14 protein-coding genes and 1 pseudogene are annotated in these 17,968 nt (G+C 72.2%); 6 read left to right on the top strand and 9 right to left on the bottom strand.

Annotated elements, in window-relative coordinates:
- Window positions 1-62: 62 nt before the first annotated feature.
- The 3 genes from ABZY44_RS26120 to ABZY44_RS26110 form a co-directional block, all read right to left on the bottom strand.
- Window positions 63-1,412 carry a sugar ABC transporter substrate-binding protein gene (locus ABZY44_RS26120; RefSeq protein ID WP_356657852.1) on the bottom strand — a complete coding sequence of 450 codons (1,350 nt, stop codon included), beginning with the start codon at window positions 1,410-1,412 and terminating at the stop codon, window positions 63-65.
- Between the two features lie 84 nt (window positions 1,413-1,496).
- On the bottom strand, window positions 1,497-2,327 hold the full coding sequence (locus ABZY44_RS26115; RefSeq protein WP_356657858.1) for a carbohydrate ABC transporter permease: 831 nt from the start codon (window positions 2,325-2,327) through the stop codon (window positions 1,497-1,499).
- Between the two features lie 92 nt (window positions 2,328-2,419).
- Window positions 2,420-3,307 carry a sugar ABC transporter permease gene (locus tag ABZY44_RS26110; RefSeq protein WP_356657850.1) on the bottom strand — a complete coding sequence of 296 codons (888 nt, stop codon included), beginning with the start codon at window positions 3,305-3,307 and terminating at the stop codon, window positions 2,420-2,422.
- Window positions 3,308-3,649: 342 nt separating this feature from the next.
- Here ABZY44_RS26110 and ABZY44_RS26105 point away from each other — a divergent pair, with 342 nt between their 5' ends.
- From ABZY44_RS26105 to ABZY44_RS26095, 3 genes are all read left to right on the top strand, one after another.
- Window positions 3,650-4,702, top strand: coding sequence for a LacI family DNA-binding transcriptional regulator (locus ABZY44_RS26105; protein WP_356657848.1), 1,053 nt, complete (start codon window positions 3,650-3,652; stop codon window positions 4,700-4,702).
- A 224-nt stretch (window positions 4,703-4,926) separates the two neighbouring features.
- Window positions 4,927-6,987 carry a beta-galactosidase gene (locus ABZY44_RS26100; RefSeq protein ID WP_356657846.1) on the top strand — a complete coding sequence of 687 codons (2,061 nt, stop codon included), beginning with the start codon at window positions 4,927-4,929 and terminating at the stop codon, window positions 6,985-6,987.
- Between the two features lie 117 nt (window positions 6,988-7,104).
- On the top strand, window positions 7,105-9,015 hold the full coding sequence (locus tag ABZY44_RS26095; RefSeq protein ID WP_356657844.1) for a cellulase family glycosylhydrolase: 1,911 nt from the start codon (window positions 7,105-7,107) through the stop codon (window positions 9,013-9,015).
- Between the two features lie 12 nt (window positions 9,016-9,027).
- On the opposite strand, the gene ABZY44_RS26090 is transcribed toward ABZY44_RS26095, so the two are convergent.
- The 6 genes and pseudogenes from ABZY44_RS26090 to ABZY44_RS26065 form a co-directional block, all read right to left on the bottom strand.
- Window positions 9,028-10,032 (bottom strand): hypothetical protein, encoded by a 1,005-nt coding sequence (locus tag ABZY44_RS26090; RefSeq protein WP_356657842.1) that lies wholly within the window; start codon window positions 10,030-10,032, stop codon window positions 9,028-9,030.
- Complete coding sequence (locus tag ABZY44_RS26085; RefSeq protein ID WP_356657840.1) at window positions 10,025-10,579, bottom strand: GAF domain-containing protein; 555 nt, start codon at window positions 10,577-10,579, stop codon at window positions 10,025-10,027. The genes ABZY44_RS26090 and ABZY44_RS26085 overlap by 8 nt, the downstream gene beginning before the upstream one ends.
- Window positions 10,563-11,441 carry a S8 family serine peptidase gene (locus tag ABZY44_RS26080; protein ID WP_356657838.1) on the bottom strand — a complete coding sequence of 293 codons (879 nt, stop codon included), beginning with the start codon at window positions 11,439-11,441 and terminating at the stop codon, window positions 10,563-10,565. The genes ABZY44_RS26085 and ABZY44_RS26080 overlap by 17 nt, the downstream gene beginning before the upstream one ends.
- The gene (locus tag ABZY44_RS26075; RefSeq protein ID WP_356657836.1) at window positions 11,438-14,581 is read right to left on the bottom strand and encodes an AAA family ATPase; all 3,144 of its coding nucleotides are present in this window, start codon (window positions 14,579-14,581) and stop codon (window positions 11,438-11,440) included. Before ABZY44_RS26075 ends, ABZY44_RS26080 begins: the two co-directional genes overlap by 4 nt.
- 35 nt (window positions 14,582-14,616) lie before the next feature.
- A complete protein-coding gene (locus ABZY44_RS26070; RefSeq protein WP_356657856.1) occupies window positions 14,617-15,009 on the bottom strand; it encodes an aroma-sacti cluster domain-containing protein in 393 nt (130 codons plus the stop codon).
- Between the two features lie 3 nt (window positions 15,010-15,012).
- Window positions 15,013-15,285, bottom strand: a pseudogene (locus ABZY44_RS26065) (helix-turn-helix transcriptional regulator); the annotation flags it as partial.
- A gap of 179 nt (window positions 15,286-15,464) precedes the next feature.
- Between ABZY44_RS26065 and ABZY44_RS26060 the strand changes: the two are divergent.
- The 3 genes from ABZY44_RS26060 (at window position 15,465) to ABZY44_RS26050 (ending at window position 17,937) form a co-directional block, all read left to right on the top strand.
- Window positions 15,465-15,662 carry an aroma-sacti cluster domain-containing protein gene (locus tag ABZY44_RS26060; RefSeq protein WP_356657834.1) on the top strand — a complete coding sequence of 66 codons (198 nt, stop codon included), beginning with the start codon at window positions 15,465-15,467 and terminating at the stop codon, window positions 15,660-15,662.
- A 242-nt stretch (window positions 15,663-15,904) separates the two neighbouring features.
- The gene (locus ABZY44_RS26055) at window positions 15,905-17,272 is read left to right on the top strand and encodes a radical SAM protein (RefSeq protein WP_356657832.1); all 1,368 of its coding nucleotides are present in this window, start codon (window positions 15,905-15,907) and stop codon (window positions 17,270-17,272) included.
- The gene (locus ABZY44_RS26050; protein ID WP_356657830.1) at window positions 17,272-17,937 is read left to right on the top strand and encodes a flavoprotein; all 666 of its coding nucleotides are present in this window, start codon (window positions 17,272-17,274) and stop codon (window positions 17,935-17,937) included. The genes ABZY44_RS26055 and ABZY44_RS26050 overlap by 1 nt, the downstream gene beginning before the upstream one ends.
- Window positions 17,938-17,968 lie beyond the last annotated feature (31 nt).

Genomic DNA, 17,968 nt, shown 5'->3' with positions numbered 1-17,968 from the left:
ACCGCCGGGACCTCGGGTCCCGGCGGTCCCGCCCGCCGGACGGTGGGGGAGAACGCCACCGTCTACTTGACGGTGAAGCCCTCTTCCTTGCCGTAGGCCTTCAGGCGCTCCTGCCAGGTGGCCAGGGCGCCGGGCAGGTTGCCGCCGGGCTGCAGGGCCTGGCCGACGGAGTCCTTGAAGACGCTGTTCGCGTACACCTGGAAGGGCAGGTACTGCCAGCCGGGCCGCACCGCCTTCGACATGTCGGCGAAGACCTCGTTCGGCGTGCTGCCGGGGAAGAAGGGCACCTCGGCGCCGCGGAAGCCGGGGTCGTCGAGCAGCGCCTTGGTCGCCGGGAACAGGCCGACCTCGGAGTTGAGCGACTTCACGGCCTCGGGGTCGGAGTTGAGCCACTGGGCGAAGGCGACCGAGGCCTCCTTGTTCTTCGCCTGCGTGGTGACCGCGACCGACGAGCCGCCGTTCTCCGCGCTGGCGCCGCCCGGCATGGGGGCGACCGACCACTGGCCCCTGCTCTGCGGAATGTTCTGCTCCAGCACCGCGGGCGCCCAGGCGCCGGCCAGCCAGGTCGCGTACTTTCCGGACGCCATCGACTTCCACCACTCGTCGTTCCAGCTCGCGGTGGAGTCGACCAGCTTGTTCTCGATCATCGGACCCCAGGTGTCGGCGTAGGCCTTCGCGCCGGGGTCGTCCTTGAGGTTGACGGTGACGTCGGTGGTGCCGTTGACCGTGTACGGCTTGCCGCCGAAGTCCCAGATGAGGCTGTTGGACGTACCCGCGTCGCCGGGGTCGGTATAGGTGAGGAGGACGTTCGGATCGGCGTCGTGGATCTTCTTGGCCAGGGCGCCGTACTCCTCCCACGTGCGCGGAGGCGTCGCACCGAACCGGTCGAGGATGTCCTTGCGGTAGAACATCGCCATCGGGCCGGTGTCCTGGGGTATGCCGTAGATCCCGCCCGCGACGCTGACCTGGGACCAGGCCGAGTCGGCGAACTTGTCCTTCAGGCCGGCCGCGCCGTAGTCGGCGAGGTTGACCAGCGACTTGGAGATGGCGAACTGGGGGAGTGCGAAGTACTCGATCTGCGCGACGTCGGGGGCGCCCGTGCCCGCCTTGAGCGTGGTGGTCAGCTTCGTGTACTCGTCCTTGGAGCGCCCGGCGTTGACGAGGTTGACCTTGACCTTCGGGTACTTCTTCTCGAACAGCGCGACCGTCTTGTCCATGTTCGGGACCCAGGTCCAGAAGGTGATCTCGGCGGGCTTGTCCAGTGCGGCCTGCACCGTCGCCGCGTCGGCCTTCCCGTCGCCGTCGGAAGCGGACGAGCCGCCGCCACAGGCGGTGAGGGAGAGGGAGAGGGCGGCGGCGCCGGCCGCGGTGAGGGTGCGCGTGAGGGCCGGCAGGCGCGGGGATCTGCTCATTTCAGGTCCTTTCGATGGGGACGTGGAGAGGGATGGCGCGCGAAGCGGAACGGGAGGGGGAGGGGGGAACGGGAGGGGCGTGGACTACTGCTTGACGCCGCCGGCGGCCAGTCCCGACTGCCAGAAGCGCTGGAGGAAGAGGAACGCGACGATCAGCGGGACGATCGCCAGGAGGCTGCCGGTGATCACCAGGGGGAGGATCGGTATGGCACCGGCGGCGGCGCCGCCCTGCGCGAGCGAGTCCCACTGGCGCAGCCCCACCGTGAGGGGGAACAGCCGCGGGTCGTTGAGCACGATCAACGGCAGGAAGTAGTTGTTCCAGGTGGCGACGAGGGTGAACAGCAGTACGGTGACGAAGCCGGGAGCCAGCAGGCGCATCGAGAAGGTGAAGAAGATCCGCAGCTCACCGGCGCCGTCGAGGCGGGCGGCCTCGAGCATCGCGTCCGGCACGGCCTCGGTCGCGTACACCCGCATCAGGTAGAGGCCGAAAGGGCTGGCGAGCGAGGGCAGGAGGACCGCCCACGGCGTGTTGACGATGCCCATGTCGCTGAACAGCAGGTACGTGGGGACCGCGAGGGCGGACGCCGGGATCGATATCGCCCCGATGATCAGGGCGGACAGCACGCGCCGGCCCACGAACTCGAACTTGGCCAGGGCGTAGCCGCCCATCGTCGCGATGACCGAGGCCCCGCCCGCGCCGACCGCCGAGTAGAGCACGGTGTTGCCGAACCAGCGCAGGTAGATCCCGCCGTCGTAGGTGAAGACGTCCCGGACGTTGTCGAACAGGTGGAAGCCGTCCCCGAACCACAGTCCGGGCGAGTCGAACAGCGTCTGATTGGACTTCGTCGCGCTGATGGCGAGCCAGAGCAGGGGGATCAGTGTGTAGGCGAGCATCAGGCCCATCGCCACGGTCAGCGCGGTGGACCTGGCCGGCCGGCGGCGGGAGGCCGCCCTGGACGCGGTGGGGGTGGCGGCGGGGGCGGCAGCGGTGGCCGGGGCGGTGGTGGTCACAGGAGGTGCTCCCTTCGGACGGTCGCGCGCTGGACGGCGTACGCGACGATCACGGTGACCAGGCCGAGCAGCACCGCGACGGCGGCCGAGTAGTTGAACTGGCGCCCGTCGAAAGCGAGGCTGTAGGCGTACATGTTGGGCGTGTAGTTGGTGGTGACGGCGGCGGGTGCCAGGGACTGGAGCACGCTCGGCTCGTTGAAGAGCTGGAAGCTGCCGATCACGGAGAAGGTCGTGGCCATCAGCAGCGCCGGACGCAGCGCCGGCAGTTTGATGCTGAACGCCTTGCGGAAGGCTCCCGCGCCGTCGACCTCGGCCGCCTCGTACAGCTCCTCGGGGATGGAGCGCAGGGCCGCGTAGAAGATCAGCATGTTGTAGCCGACGTACGACCACGTGACGATGTTGCCGATCGACGCGAGCATCCAGCTCCCGGAGAGCAGGTCGGGCAACTCGGTGTGCAGGAGATCGCCGATCTCGCCGGCCAGGCCGAACCGGTCGCCGTACAGGTAGCCCCACATCAGGGCCGCGACCACGCCCGGGACGGCGTAGGGAACGAAGATGCCGATGCGGAACAGGCCCGGGGCGCGCAGCCGTCCGCTGTCGATCGCGAGGGCGGCGACGAGGGCGAGGGCGAGCATGAGCGGTACCTGGATCGCGAAGAAGAGCGCGACCCGGCCGAGGCCGGCGTGGAAGAGGCTGTCCTTGAACGCCTTGGTGTAGTTGTCCAGGCCGGTGAAGACCCTCCCGCCGATCAAGCGCTCCTGATAGAGGCTCAGGTTGACCGAGTAGATGAGCGGGGCGACCACTCCGATCGCGAAGACGCAGAGGAACGGCAGCAGGAACGCGTGGGCGGTGAGGTTGCGCCGAACAGCGCCGCGCCTGTTCACCGCGGCCGCCTGCGGTGGCGGTCGGCGGTGCCTCCGTCGCCGAGCGGGGCTTGGTCGACTCTCACGGATAAGACCTCCGATGCATGTTAGCGCCAACACGGTGGCGCGGTTCGGAAGTGTGTCGAGAGGTGTCAGTGACTGTCAAGAGTTTTGCCAGAGTCTTCTGTGGGAGCGTCAGATTCCTTGTGCCATCAGGGCATCCGGAGGAACGGCGGGCGCCGGACAGCCGCGCTGCGCCGAAGGTGGACTTCTGACTTCCTGTTGACCAGAGGGCCGTGTTCGCGCAAACATGAGGAAGGCCCGGAGGATGCCTGGGCATCACCGCGCGAGAGGAGCTGCACCATGGCGAAGGACGGGCAGCGACCGCGCAAGCCCCGAACACCGGCCGCGGACCGCCACAGACCCCCGTCGATGGCGGACGTCGCGGCCATGGCGGGCGTCTCGGCGCAGACCGTCTCCCGGGTGGTCAACGGGACCGCCCGGGTCGACGACGCGACCCGCGACCGGGTCGTGCGGGCCGTGCGCATGCTCGGGTACCGTCCCAACACCGCGGCCCGGGCGCTGGCCACCGGCAAGTTCCGGATGATCGGCGTCATCAGCTTCGACCTCAAGGCGCACGGAAACGCGCGCACGCTGGAGTCGATCGTCTCGGCCGTGCAGTCGACGGAATACTCGGTCAACGTCGTCGTGCCCCAGGCGCAGACGCAAGAGGCGGTACTGGACGCGTTCCGGCGGCTCAGCGGCCATGCAGTCGACGGGGTCATCGTCAACGAGGCGCAGATCCTGCCCGGTTCGCTGATGCTTCCCCACGGGCTTCCGGTCGTGGTCGTCGACGGCGGTGACGACCACCGCTACCCCGGCGTCCACACCGACCACGCCGCCGGCGCGGAACTCGCCGTGCAACACCTGCTGGGGCTCGGCCACCCCACGGTCTGGCACCTGGCCGGCCCGCAGGACTCCCACCCCGCGCGCCGCCGTGCCGAGGCGTGGCAGCGGGTGCTCCGGGCGGCGGGCGCCCCGGTCCCTCCGGTCGTCCACGGCGACTGGAGCGCCGACAGCGGCTACCGGGCGGGCCGGGAACTCGCCGGCCGGCCGGAGGTCACCGCGGTGTTCGCCGCCAACGACCAGATGGCGCTCGGGCTCGTGCGGGCGCTCCACGACGCGGGGCGCTCGGTTCCGGAGGACGTGAGCGTGGCCGGGTTCGACAACATCGCCGAAGCCGCCCACTTCCTCCCGCCGCTGACCACCATCGACCAGGACCTCTCCCGGGTCGGCGCGGCCTGCGTGGAACGCCTCCTGAGCCAGATCGAAGGCGATCCGTCGGCGGACTCGTCCGTCGTGTCCGTCATGCCCTCCCTGGTGGAGCGCGACAGCACCGCGCCGCCGCGGGGCTGAGCCGTGCGGGGTCCGGCGCTCCGTCGGCCCCGCCCCCGGGCCCCGCCCCCTCGGGCCCGCGCCGTCGGGCCGCCCCGGCGGCCGCCTGTGGTGGCCCCGGCCCCGGTCGGGCTCGCCCCGCCGCCGGCCCGGCGCACCGCTCGCGACGCCGGCGCCGGCACGGCCACCGATTCGCCGCGTACGAGACGTAAAGACCTCCCGAAGGACCTGAAGGGGTAAGAAAGATGAACTCTCCGGCACACGACCGTGCCCGAGCCCTCGGCGCGCGACTGGGCGGCCTCGGATTCGGCGGCGACTACAACCCGGAGCAGTGGGACGACGCCACCCGCGCCGAGGACCTGCGCCTGATGAACGAGGCGGGCGTCAACATCGTCAACCTGGCCATCTTCGGCTGGGCCCGCGTCGAGCCCGCCCGCGACGCCTACGACTTCGGCTTCTTCGACACCGTGATGGACGACCTGGCCGCACACGGCATCACCGCCGACCTGGCCACCATGACCGCGTCGCCGCCCCCGTGGCTCACCGCCGAGCATCCCGAGATCCTGCCGGTCACCGCCTCCGGCGGCGTCCTGTCCCCGGGCGGCCGCCAGCACTTCTGCCCCTCCAGCCCCGTCTTCCGCGACCGGGCCGTCCGGCTGGTCGAAGCCGTCGCCACGCACTACCGCGATCACCCCGCGCTGGGGCTGTGGCACGTGGGCAACGAGTACGGAATCCATGTCGCCGAATGCTTCTGCGACACCTCCGCCGCCGATTTCCGGAACTGGCTGACGGCCCGGTACGGCGACATCGACGCACTCAACGACGCCTGGTCCACCGACTTCTGGTCACAGCGCTACGCCTCCTTCGACCAGGTCCTGCCCCCGCGCACCGCACCCACCTACCCCAACCCCTCCCAGCAGCTCGACTTCAAGCGGTTCAGCAGCGACGCCCTGCGCACGTGCTTCACCCTCGAACGCGACGTACTGCGCCGCGTCACCCCCGGCATCGCGGTGACCACGAACTTCCTGGCCGGGCACAAGGCGGTCGACGTCCACACCTGGGCGCCCGAGATGGACGTACTCGCCCTCGACAGCTACCCGGACCCGCACTGGGAGGCCGCGCACACCGGCGGGGCGCTGTCGTACGACCTCGTGCGCGGCGCGGGCGGAGGGCAGCCGTGGCTGCTGACCGAGCAGGCCCCCTCCGCCGTCAACTGGCGGGGCCGCAACGGCGGCAAGGCTCCGGGCCGGATGCGGCTGTGGAGCTGGCAGGCCGTCGCGCAGGGCGCGGACGCCGTCATGTACTTCCAGTGGAGGCAGTCCCGGGGCGGCGCGGAGAAGTTCCACTCCGGCATGGTCCCGCACGCGGGAGCCGAGACCCGGGTGCACGCCGAGGTGCGCGAGCTGGGCCGGGAACTGGCCCGGGTGCCCGAGCTGGCCGGCACGCACGTCCGCAACGAGGTCGCGGTCGTCTTCGACTGGGACAACTGGTGGGCCCTCGAGCTCGATTCGCACCCCTCGGACGGCGTGCGCTGCCTCGACCGGGTCCTCGACCACTACACCCCGCTCTTCGAGGCGGGCGTCGGCGTCGACGTCGTCCACCCTTCCGCGGACCTCTCGCCGTACAAGCTGCTGGTGCTGCCCAGCCACTACCTGCTGTCGGCCGGGAACGCGGAGCGGATACGTGCCTTCGTGGCGGACGGGGGATCCCTCCTCGCGTCGTTCTTCACCGGGATCGTCGACGAGCACGACCGCGTGCACACCGGCGGCTATCCGGCACCCCTGGCCGACGTACTGGGCGTACGCGTGGAGGAGTTCTGGCCGGCCGCCGTCGGTGAGCCGGTGCCGCTCAGGGTCCCGGACGGGGACGGCCCGGCCCTCACCCCCGCACCGGCTTCGCTGTGGCGCGAGGACGTGAAGCTCGCCGGGGCCCGCGCCGAACTGCTCTTCGCCGGGCCCGACTGGGACCATGACCGCCCGGCGGCCACGGTGCACACCCACGGCGCGGGGACGGCCCGTTACGTCGCGACCCGGCCCGACCCCCTCACGATGCGCGCCCTCGTCGACCGCGCGCTCGCCGACGCGGGAGTCACTCCCGTGCTGCCCGGCCTGCCCGCCGGCGTCCAGGCCGCGATCCGGCACGGCGCGGGTCACGACATCCTCATCCTGCTCAACCACACGGACGGGCCCAGTGAGGTGACGCTGCCCGCCGACCGCCGAGACCTGCTCGACGAGAGGAGGCCCCTGGTCCGCCACGTGAGCCTCGCACCGCGAGGCGTCGCCGTCCTCGGCAGCGTCGGAAGCTGACCGCACGAGCCCGGCCTCCCACGACCGCACCACGGCACCACGGCACCACCGCACCACCGCACCACGGCACCAGCGTCCCACCACGCACGTCCACCCCCAGGCCCCTCGGAGGACACAGTGAGAAGACCCCTACCACCGGCGGTACTCGCCGCGGCGCTCCTGCTCGGAGCGCTCGGCGCCTCCCCGGCAGCCCTCGCGTCCGCGGCCGAGACGACCGCGACTCCCGCGGCGGCCGGCGCACCGGCCGCCCTGTCCGACTCCTGGCGCGGACCCCTCAGTACGCGGGGCCGCTACATCGTCGACGCGGACGGCAACCGCTTCAAACTCAAGTCCGCGAACTGGCACGGCGCCCAGGGGTCCTGGAGCGGCTCCGGTGACATCAACGACCCGGCGAGCCATCACGACGGCGAGAAGGCCGACGAGATGCCCCTCGGCCTGGACCGCGCGCCGGTCTCCCGGATCCTCGACGGGTTCCACGAGCTCGGCATCAACAGCATCCGGCTCCCGTTCTCGAACGAGATGCTCCACGACCAGCGCCCGGTCTCCGACGCCTCGGTCGCGGCCAACCCGGAACTGCGCGGCAAGACCCCGCTCCAGGTCTTCGACGCCGTCATCGCGGCCACCACCGCCGAGGGCTTCGCGGTCGTGCTGAACAACCACACCAACACCTCGCGCTTCTGCTGCGGTCTGGACGGCAACGAGCGCTGGAACACCAGCCAGTCCACGGCGCAGTGGGAGGACGACTGGATCGGCCTCGCCCGCCGCTACAAGGACAACAAGCGGGTGGTCGGCGCCGACCTCTACAACGAGGTCCGCCGCACCGTCACCGACGACGCCAACTGGAACTGGGGCGACGGCCACGACTGGTGGGCCGCGTCCCAGCACCTCGGCGACCGGCTCCTCACCGAGGCCAATCCCGATCTGCTGGTGGTCGTCGAAGGGATCAACTGGCAGGGCGTCCCGGCCGACGGACTGCCGCACGGGCGGCCCACCCTGGAGCCGGTGCGCACCCTCTCGCACACCCTCGTCGCCTCGAACAAGCTGGTGTACGCGGCGCACTTCTACGGCTACACCGGTCCGAACCACACCGGCGCGACCGGCATGGGTGAGACGCACGACCCGCGCTACCAGGAGCTCTCCCGCGACGACCTGTTCGCGACCCTCAAGCGCCAGGCGTTCTACGTGACCGAGACCGGCAGCCACTTTACGGCGCCGCTGTGGATCAGCGAGTTCGGCATCGGCAGCGACGAGACCAACCCGCAGGCCCGCGCCTGGTTCGGCAACCTCGTCGACTACCTGGTCTCCAACGACACCGACTTCGCCTACTGGCCCCTGGTCGGCTGGACCGGACACGGCAGCTGGTCGATCCTCAACTTCGACGCGGCGGGCCGCCGTTCCGGGATCCTCGACGGCGCCGACTGGCGCGCCGCGAACTGGAACCGGCTCGTGAACGCACCCCAGAAAAGCGGACCCGTCGCGGTCTCCGACATGTGGGACATGCTCAACCTCGACCACGCCGACGCGGTCCAGTCGGCGCGCACGAGGGCGCTCGGGGACTGGGACCAGGGAGCCCGCAAGGGGAACTGCCCCGACGGACAGCGGCTCATCGGCCTGTCACACCGTGACGGGCGCGGGCTGTGCACCGACGCCGGAGCCCCCGGACTGGCGCAGCCCGTCCCGGTGTCGACCGTGGTGAGGGACGAACGCTACGTCCAGCAGGGCGACTGGGCGGGTGGCTACACCAAGTTCCAGTGCGGGCCGGACCAGTTCATGACCGGGTACAGCCTGCGGGGGCAGACGGTCTCCGCGGTCCAGTGCGCCCGGGCGGGCCGGACGCTCGGTACGAACGGCCGTACCGTCTGGTTCGACCGCGGTGACGGCCGGCCGGCCGGCGGCCCCGGGGGGGAGTTCGCCTCCGGCAACTACAAGGGGCAGTGCGCCACGGACGAGTACGCCGCGGGCATCGCCTTCACCGGCGCGTGGGCCAAGGGCAAGACCCCGGACGCCCTGCTGTGCCGCAAGCTGTGACGGCCGGGCCGCCTAGCCGCGGGGGGCCGGTCCCGCACCGAGGAAGGTGAGCAGACCGACCGGTCCGGGGCCGGAGCCGCCGGCGGCCGACCGGTGGAGGTCCCGCAGGGTGCGGACGGCCGCCCGGGTCACCACGTCGACCCCGGCCTTCCGCTCGAACCAGTCCCAGTCGCCATGGGCGTTCACCTCCAGGAACACGGCTTCGCCACGGTCCGACAGGAAGTCGAACGCCCCGTAGGAGAGGTCCCACGCCGTGGCCAGGGCGGCTACCGCCCCGGCCACGGCGTCCGGCGTCCGCACGCGGCGCACCCGCACGCGGTCCGGACGGGACCAGACGTCACGGGGATGGTCCTTCTCCACCGAGAAGGAGAGGACCTCCCGCCCCACGAGGTAGACCCGGAATTCGGCGTCGTGCTCCACGTACTCCTGGACCACGACCGGTGTGCCGCCGGGCAGACCGAGCCCGCCCGACAGCTGTGAACGCTCCAGGACCTGGGGCAGGAACCAGGAAAGGGCGCCGGGCTCGGGCTCCACGAAGTGCCGGTCGAGCACCTTGACCACGTACCGCCCGCCCGGGCCCCGCCCGCGCTCCAGCTCCACCGCCGCGGTCGCGGGATCGGTGGTGACGACGCCCCGCGGGACCCGCACGCCGAGGGCCCGCGCCCCGGCCAGCCGGCACAGCTGCCCCGCGTCGCCGGAGCCGATGACGATCCGTGACACGGCGGCCAGTTGCCGGGCCAGGGCGGCCCACGAATCGCGGTAGAGCATCTGCCCGTCGGCCGGGTGCGCGACCGGAGCGGCCCGCGGCGAGAAGTGACGCAGCCACGTCACGGTGGGCACGAACCGGTGTCCGTCCAACGTCATCGCCCCGCCGGGCTCCCAGGTGGCCTCGACGTCCTCCAACGCGTCGGCGTCGAGGCGGTGGACGGGCACGCCGATCCGGTGCAACAGGGAGGCCACCGAGGCGGCCTCCCTGTCCCCGCGTCTGCTGAGCATGAGCACGCAGTGCTCAGCCATGCGCGTCCTCCAGCAGGGATTCCGCCATCGCGAGCAGGCGCAGGGCCTTGTCGGAGCGCTGGTTCGGCTCCGTGGCGCGCAGACGCGTCAGGAGCTCCAGGCCGATGGCGGCCTGGGCGGCGAGCAGGTCCAGCAGTTCCACGTCGGCCATCTCCCGGGCGCCGTTGACGCCGCGGTCCAGCACCTCCAGCACGCCGATGCACGCGTCGGCGCTGAACAGGGGCGCCGCCATGATGCTGTTGGGAACGTAGCCGGTGGACGCGGCGGCGTCGCCCGAGAAGTGCTTCGACTCGCGCAGGTCGTCGACGAGCATCGACTGCCCCGAGGCCGCCACCCAGCCGGCGATGCCGGTGCCCGCGGGGAAGCGCGATCCGACGAGTTGGCCGTCCCCCTCCCCGGCCACGGCCTCGAAGACCAGGTCCCCGGCGCCGGGGTCGACGAGGAAGATCGAGGAGGCCGCGGCGCCGAAGGTGTGCCGGGCGACTTCCACGATGGACTGCAACAGTCGGCGCTCCGTGGGCGTCGCGCCGTCAACGGGGAGTGTCATGCGCGCCTCCGAATCGGCCGACCACGTTGCCGGCGCACAGATAGAGAACCGTCTTCAACTGGAAGGGGGTGAGCCATGGATGCTTGCCGAGGACCAGCGCGCACAGCCCCGAGATGTGCGGCGCGGCGAAGCTGTTGCCCGTCGAGCGGATGGTCCCGCCGCCGGCCCAGGCCACGGGGACGCGGACGCCGCGGGCGTGGAACTCCACGGGCGGGGCCGGGTTGTAGTAGTAGGTCATCGGATCGTCCTCGTCGTGGCTCGCGACCGAGATCACCGAGGAGAACGACCACGGATAGCTGGGCACCGGTCGGTTGTGGGCCGAGACGACGAGCGCGCACCGGCGGAAGTAGGCCCGGTCGACCAGGTCGTGCAGCTGCGCCGAGATGGCCGGCCGCGTGGTCGCCAGACTCAGGTTGATCACGTCGAAGCCCTGGTCGACGGCCCAGGACAACCCGGCGAGGAGGGCCGCTCCGCTGCCCGTCTTGCCGTCGGTCAGTACCTGGACAGAGGACACGGAGGCCTTCGGCGCGAGGGAGCGGATCACACCCGCGCAAGCGGTGCCGTGCCCGGCCCGGTCAGAGGGAGCGCACTCCTCGATCACCACCGCGCCGTCCCCGTTCTCCACGGTGGTCACCGACCGGTCGACCCCGCCGACCAGCGGGTGGTCGCCCTGTACTCCGCTGTCGACGACGCAGACGCGCACCCCCGCGCCGTCGCCGCCGCCCCAGGCCCACCCCGGGGAGACGTCGCGCATCGCACTGGCCGAGAACTCCTCGAAGGTCTGCGTACTGGTCTTCGCGCCCCAGGCCGGTACACCCGGGGTGTAGGGCCGCGCCGACCGCCTCCACGGTGGATCGCTCACCTGTTCTCCTCTCGGTCGGTCAGCCAAGCCCTCACCGCCGCCGCCGGGAGGACGGCCTCCTTCGCCGTCAGGGACGCCAGCGCCCGCCGAGCCGCGCCCCGGGCCCGTCCGGTGGCCCCGGCCGCGTGCAGCGCCCGGGCGGCCTCGAACCACACGTCGCCGATCAGGCAGGGGTCGTCGGTGCGGTCGAGGGCGGCGACGGCCCGGTCCGCGGCGGTGCGGGCCTCGTCGAACGCACCGGCGCCCGCGGCCACCCGCGCCCGCAGAGCCAGGTGGACGGCCAGCGCACGGGTCTCCAGCGTCACCCCGACCGGGCCCGCGAGGGCCGTCGCGTCGATGCCGGCCCCCGCGCGGAACACCTCACGGGTCGCGTACACCCGGAGCGTCGCCGCCGTCGTGGTCTGCCCGAGCGCGACGAGCCCGGCCGCGGCCGCCCCGTAGTGGCGGGCCGCGGCCGCATGCGCACCGCACAGCGAGTCGACGAGCCCGGCGGTCTGGTCGGCGGCGATGGCCCCGAGGGTCAGCGTCAGGTCCGCGGAGTACCGGCGCGCGAGCGCCACGTCCTCGCGGGCCTCGCCGGTCCGGCCCCACAGGGCCAGGTGGCGCGCGCGGGTCAACAGGATCGGTACGAGGAGACAGCGGTCGCCGTCGAACCGCCGGGCCAGGTCCTCGCACAGGGCGACGGCCTGGGTGAGCGGGGTGGGCGACCACTGCGTCAGCTCGCAGATCGACACCAGGATGCGGTTCTCCTCGTACGTGTCGCCGAGCAGGCGGGCCCGGACGAGGGCCTCGCGCATCGCGGACTCGGCGGCGCCGATCCGGCCCTCGGCGAAGCTGCGGAGCGAGGACAGCTGATGGAGTCTGCACCAGCTCAGGTCGTCCTGCGGCCCCGGCAGGCCGGCCGCGGCGGGCACCTGCGCCGCATCGCCCGAGCGCAGCGCGATCGTCTGCCGCAGGATGGCGCAGGTCCGCCGCACCGGCAGGTCCCGGTCGCCCCTGGCCTCGGCCTCCGCGACGGCCCGCCGGGCGCCCTCCCACCGGCCCAGTGCCACGCAGGCGTCGGTGATGCGGACCGCGAGGACACGGTGCTCGGGATCCCCGTCCCGGGTCAGGGCGCGTCCGCGTTCCATCAGGGACACCGCGCCGGGCAGGTCCCGGCGGTGCAGCGCCCGGTAGCCCGTGGCCACCAGGGCGCGCGCCGCCCGACGGGTCAGCGCGGGCAGTCCGGGATCGCCCGGGTGTGCCTCGGAGCGCAGGCGGCAGGCCGTCTCCAGGTGATGGGCGAGGTCGCCCTCGGCTCCCGAGCCCGGGGCGGGCGCACCCGGCGCCCCGCTCTCGAGCCGGTCCGCGAGCACGGTGTGCCAGTCGGCGCGGCGGGCCTTGGAGGTCATCTCGTAGAGCGTGTCCCGGGCCAGCATGCGGGTGAAGCGGTAGGCGCCGGGCGGGCCACAGGGGTGGATCACCCGCGACTGGAGGAGCCGGCTCACCGCGGCGTCCAGGACCTCGTCGGTCAGCGCGGGCGAGTCCTCGGCGAGCGCCCGGACGTCCTCGGCGGTGAAGGAGCCGCCGACGCCGGCGGCGCGTTCCAGCACGGCACGGTCGCCGGCCGGGAGCCGGTCCAGCCAGGAGGTCAGCAGGACGCGGATGGTCGTGGGGATTCCCTGCACGGCGGACCGACCGTCGGCCAGGCCCTCCAGCAGCAGTTCCGCGAACAGGGGGTTGCCGTCGCACTCCTGCACCACCCAAATCAGCGCCTCCGGGGTGCGGGCCGCCTCCTGGGCGGCGACCTCGGCGACCTCGGCGACCTCGGCGACCTCGGCGACCTCGGCGCGGCCGGCCAGCAGGCCGACGAGCCGTTCGGTCTCCTCGGGAAGCAGTGCCTCCAGGTCCAGGGACAGGGCGTCACCGAGCGTGTCGCCGTCCGCCCACTGCGCACCGGAGGCCGGAGCGCCCGTCTCGGGACGTCCCGCGCAGACGATCAGCACCTCGGAGCCGGTCACCCCCCGGGCCGTGTCGCCGATCATGCCCAGGAGCGCGGACTGCGCCCAGTGGCAGTCCTCCAGCACGAGGATCAGCGGACCCCGGCGGCCCAGGGCCTCGACCAGCCGGCGGAACGCCCATCCGATCTCCTCGACGCTCACCGGGAGTCCCGTCTCGGTGCGGACGCCCAGGGCCACGGCCAGGGCGGCGGCGGCCCGGTCGGCGCTCGGGCGGAGCGCCGCCAGGATGCCCGCCGACTCCTCCCAGCCGCCGGGCAGGGACAGCACCGCCTCCGCCAGCGGGCGGTGGGCGAGACCGGCCCCGTACGGCTGGCAGGTACCCCGCAGGACGACGGCCCCCGCGGCCGCGGGGGCCGCGAGGAACTCCCGGACCAGGCGCGACTTCCCGATCCCCGCGGGACCGGTCACGGTGACGAGGCGGCAGCGCCGGGTGCGCCGCACGCCGTCGAACGCGCCGGTCAGAGCGTCCAGTTCGGCCTCGCGCCCCACCAGCGCCACCACGTCCTCCTGGCGCGCCCCGTCGAGGAGTCCCACGGCGCGCCAGGCGGTGACGGGGTCGCGCTTGCCCTTCAGCCGGAGCGGTGCGACCGCCTCGAGGCGGACTCCGCCGCCCACCAGCCGGGCCGTCTCCTCGCCGATGAGGATCTCGTGCGCCTGAGCGTGCGCCTGGAGACGGGCCGCCGTGTGGACGACGTCCCCCACCACGCGGGCACCCCCGCCGACGGCCCCCGCCACCACGGCCTCGCCCGTGGCGATCCCGCAGTGGATCTCGAGCCGGACCCCCGGTTCGCGCTCCGGACCGGCGTTGACGGCGGCCAGCGCCTCCCGTACCGCGCACGCCGCCTGCACGGCGTGCAGGGCGTCGTCCTCGTGACCGACGAACGCCCCGAAGACGGCCATCACGGCGTCACCGATGAACTTCTCCACCACGCCGCCGCGTTCGGTGACCGCGGCCGTGCAGGCGCCGTAGTACCGGTCCATGGCGCGCCGCAGCGCCTCGGGGTCGAGCGTCTCCGCGAACACGGTGGAGCCGACCAGGTCGATGAAGAGCGCGGTGACGATTCTCCGGCTGTCCGCGGACGGAGTCCCCCCGGTGAGCGGCGTACCGCACTCCGGGCAGAAGCGTGCCGCCTCCGGCACCGCCGTACGGCAGCCGCCGCAACGCGCGGGGCCGGTCACAGGAGTTTGAGGTCCTGACCCTCCACCTCGCCCGCCGCGGCCTCCAGCCGGCCCTTGACCGAGTTGAGGACCTGGACCTCCAGCTCCGTGAGTTGGGAAAGGACGGAGCGCTGTTCGACGGCCAGCAGATCCACTGGATGGCCGGCCTCGCGCAGCGCGTGCAAGGCATCGAAGGTCATGGCTACCGGCACCTCGTTCCCGTAGTGCGGCCAGTCGAACGAGACGTGCTGAGCCGATCCGGGCAAGAGGCCCGCGGCCTCCGCCAGGACCTGAAGCTCCGCCAACTCCGCGGGGGCCTGCCGGTCTTCCCGGTCCGGCTGTCCCGCGGCGGGCAGTGGCGGCCAGGTTCCCTGGACCAGTACGCCCCGCGCGTACAGTCGCGCGATCATTTCCGTTCGGTTCGACGCACCCGTTCTCCGGAGCATGTTGCACAAGTGTGCCGCCACCGTGTGCGGACTGATGCAGAGGTCATGTGCGATGCGGCGGTTGGAACATCCGACGGCTACCAGCGAAGCGATCCGAATCTCGCGTCCAGTCAAACCTCTTACCTCGAAAGCGATGCTCGAAGCATGGACCTGCGTGCGTAATTCGTCACCCACGGAGGCAGCGTAGCGGCGCGTCGTGTTCCGGACAAGCAGGCGAGTTTCGAAGACATTCTCGCGCATGCCCCGCGAGGCGCCGGGACGTCCTGCGTCGCACACGGCTCAATTTCACCTTCCGTTGCGTGAGCGCCGCCCGAACCGCCGCGGATTCATAGTCGATCGGGGGATATGAAGCGCCCCGGGCCGGGAGCAGCCTTGCTCGTGCATCAACCCCGGTGACCATCTTTCCGAAGGAGTCAGGCATGTCCAACGAGCCCCTGGAAACCCTGCGCCGCGCCGGTACCCCCGTCGACCTGCTCTCCGAGTCCGAGCGCGAGGTCTTCGCCGCCCTGAGCCCGGACGAGGTCTCCGTCCTCGGCTCGATCCAGGCGCGGCTCAGCGCCGTGTCGGCGGCGGTCGAGGGCCAGCAGGCGGACTCCAACACGAACGTCGTCTGCTAGGGCGCCGCAGGTCGCGTCCTGCCCTGCCCGGCGCGCTCCACCCTCCCGCGCGACCGATCGCCTCGTCGCGGCCGCCGGGGAGGCGAGCCCTGTGACCGCGGTCGGTTCGGCAGCCCGTGGCCGGCTGCCGAACCGGCCGCGGGGGTGCGCGCGGACCCCCGGGCGCACCCGGGCCGCGCTCCGCATCACCCGCATCACCCGAATCACCGTCAGACCGGACAAGCAGCGCCGGAGAGGTTGGGATGGATCGAGTAAGCCGATACCTGGTGATGAGCGACCGCACGTACACGGACGACACCGGTGTTCCCGTACGCCTCGCGTACAGCACCCGCACCGCCAAGGTCATGGCGGTCGACGCCGCCACGGCCCGGGCGCTGGAGGCCGGGGACCCGGCGGCCATGTCGCCGGCGTGGACGGAGGCACTGCGCTCCGCCGAGGTGCTCGTACCGGCGGACGAGCACGAGCTGTCCGCGGTCCTCGACCGCAACCGGCGCGCCTCCGCCGACCGCTCCGCGGTCCACATCGCCCTGCTGCCGACCTCGTACTGCAACATGGGCTGCGCCTACTGCGGCCAGGAGCACAGCCGCGGCGGCCTGACGAGCACCCACCGCAGCCGGGTGCGCGACCGGGTCCTGCGCGCGGTGAACGCGCCGGCCACGCGCCGGCTGCGCATCGACTGGTTCGGGGCCGAGCCGATGATGGGCTACGCGGTCATCCGCGACCTGGCGCCCCGGTTCGTCGGGGCCGCGGACGAGCGGGGCGTCGCATACACCTCGGTCCTGGTGACGAACGGATCCCTGCTCACCGCCGGGAAGATCGACACGCTCATCCGGGCGTGCCGGGTCACCCATTTCGAGATCACGCTCGACGGTCCTCCGGAGATCCATGACGAGCACCGTCCGCTCAAGAGCGGACGCGGCTCCTTCTGGAATATCGTCCGTACCGTGCGGGCCGCGCTCGACGAACCGGATTTCCAATCCACGCATTTCAACTTCCGCACGAATGTGGACGCGCACAACCAGGACGGCGTCCCCCGCTACATAGAGCTGATGGCGGAACTCGGATTCGCCCGGCCCAACGTCTCCTTCTCGATCGTGCCCGTCCACTCGTGGGGGAACGACGTATCGGAGATCGAGGTGTCGAAGCAGAATTTCGCCGACAAGGAAATGCTCTGGTTCCGCCTCCTGGACGGCCACGGACTCACCGCTCAGCTGCTGCCCACCACCGTGAAGAAGGTCGTGTGCCCCGCGACGACCCTCTCCTCGGAGATCATCAGCAGCACCGGCAACATCTTCTCGTGCAGCGAGTACCCCCTCGTCCCCGCGGCCGAGCAGACCCTCGCACTGACGCACATCGACCGCGCGGGCACCGAACCGGTGCGCCCCCCGGGCCCCTTCGACGGCTGGAACGACGAGATCGAAGAGGGCAAGACCTGGTGCACCGACTGCGTCTTCATGCCGACCTGCGGAGGCTCCTGCCCCAAGGCGTGGCACGAGGGACACCCGCCCTGCCCCAGCTACAAGTTCAACTTCCAGGACCGGCTGGACCTCGTCGCCTCCCAGTGCGGCCTGCGCCCCGCGGCCGGCGGGGCCCCCGGGACCATCCGCTGATGAGGGACGCCCACGGCCCCACGCCGGATCCCGGTCCCGGGCCCGGTCCCGCTGTTGGTCCCGCCCCGCGCAGACTCCTCCTCGGCGTGTGCGGCTCGGGCAACGTGCTCGCGTTGCCGCAGTACCTCATGAACCTCCCCGCCGACCTCCACGTCCGCATCGTCATGACCCGCTCCGCCGCGGCCCTCGTACCCCCCGCGACCATGCGGCTGGTCTGCGCGGAGGTGTACTGCGACGGTCAGGACGAGCTGACCACCGGCCACGTCGCCCTCGCGGCCTGGGCCGAACGGATCGTGGTGCTGCCGGCGACCGCGAACATGCTCGGCCAGGCGGCGCACGGGCTCGCCTCCGGGCTGCTCAGCTCCGCGCTCCTCGCCCACGCGTCACCGGTGCTGTTCTTCCCCAGCATGAACCGCCGGATGTGGGACAAGCCGGCCGTGCGCCGCAACGTGACGCAACTGCGTGCCGACGGGCATGCCGTCGTGGAACCGGTGCCGGTGCCGGCCTGGCACATCGCCACCCACGACGTGCAGAAGAACCTCGGACTGCCCCCGCCCGCGACCGTCGCCGCGGTGGTGAGCGAGTTCTTCCGGCTGCCCGTCGCCCCGCCCGGCCCCTGCCCCGACCCCGGGCGCGGCGCGACGGGCGACCCGTCGGCCGGCTGACCGCTCGCGCCGTCCACCGGCGCCGCAACGG

Origin of the sequence: Streptomyces sp. NPDC006544, from assembly GCF_040611715.1 — a bacterium.
Classification (GTDB): Bacteria; Actinomycetota; Actinomycetes; order Streptomycetales; family Streptomycetaceae; genus Streptomyces.
The sequence above is the reverse complement of the archived record's forward strand: the minus strand, read 5'-3'. Positions and strand labels throughout refer to the sequence as shown.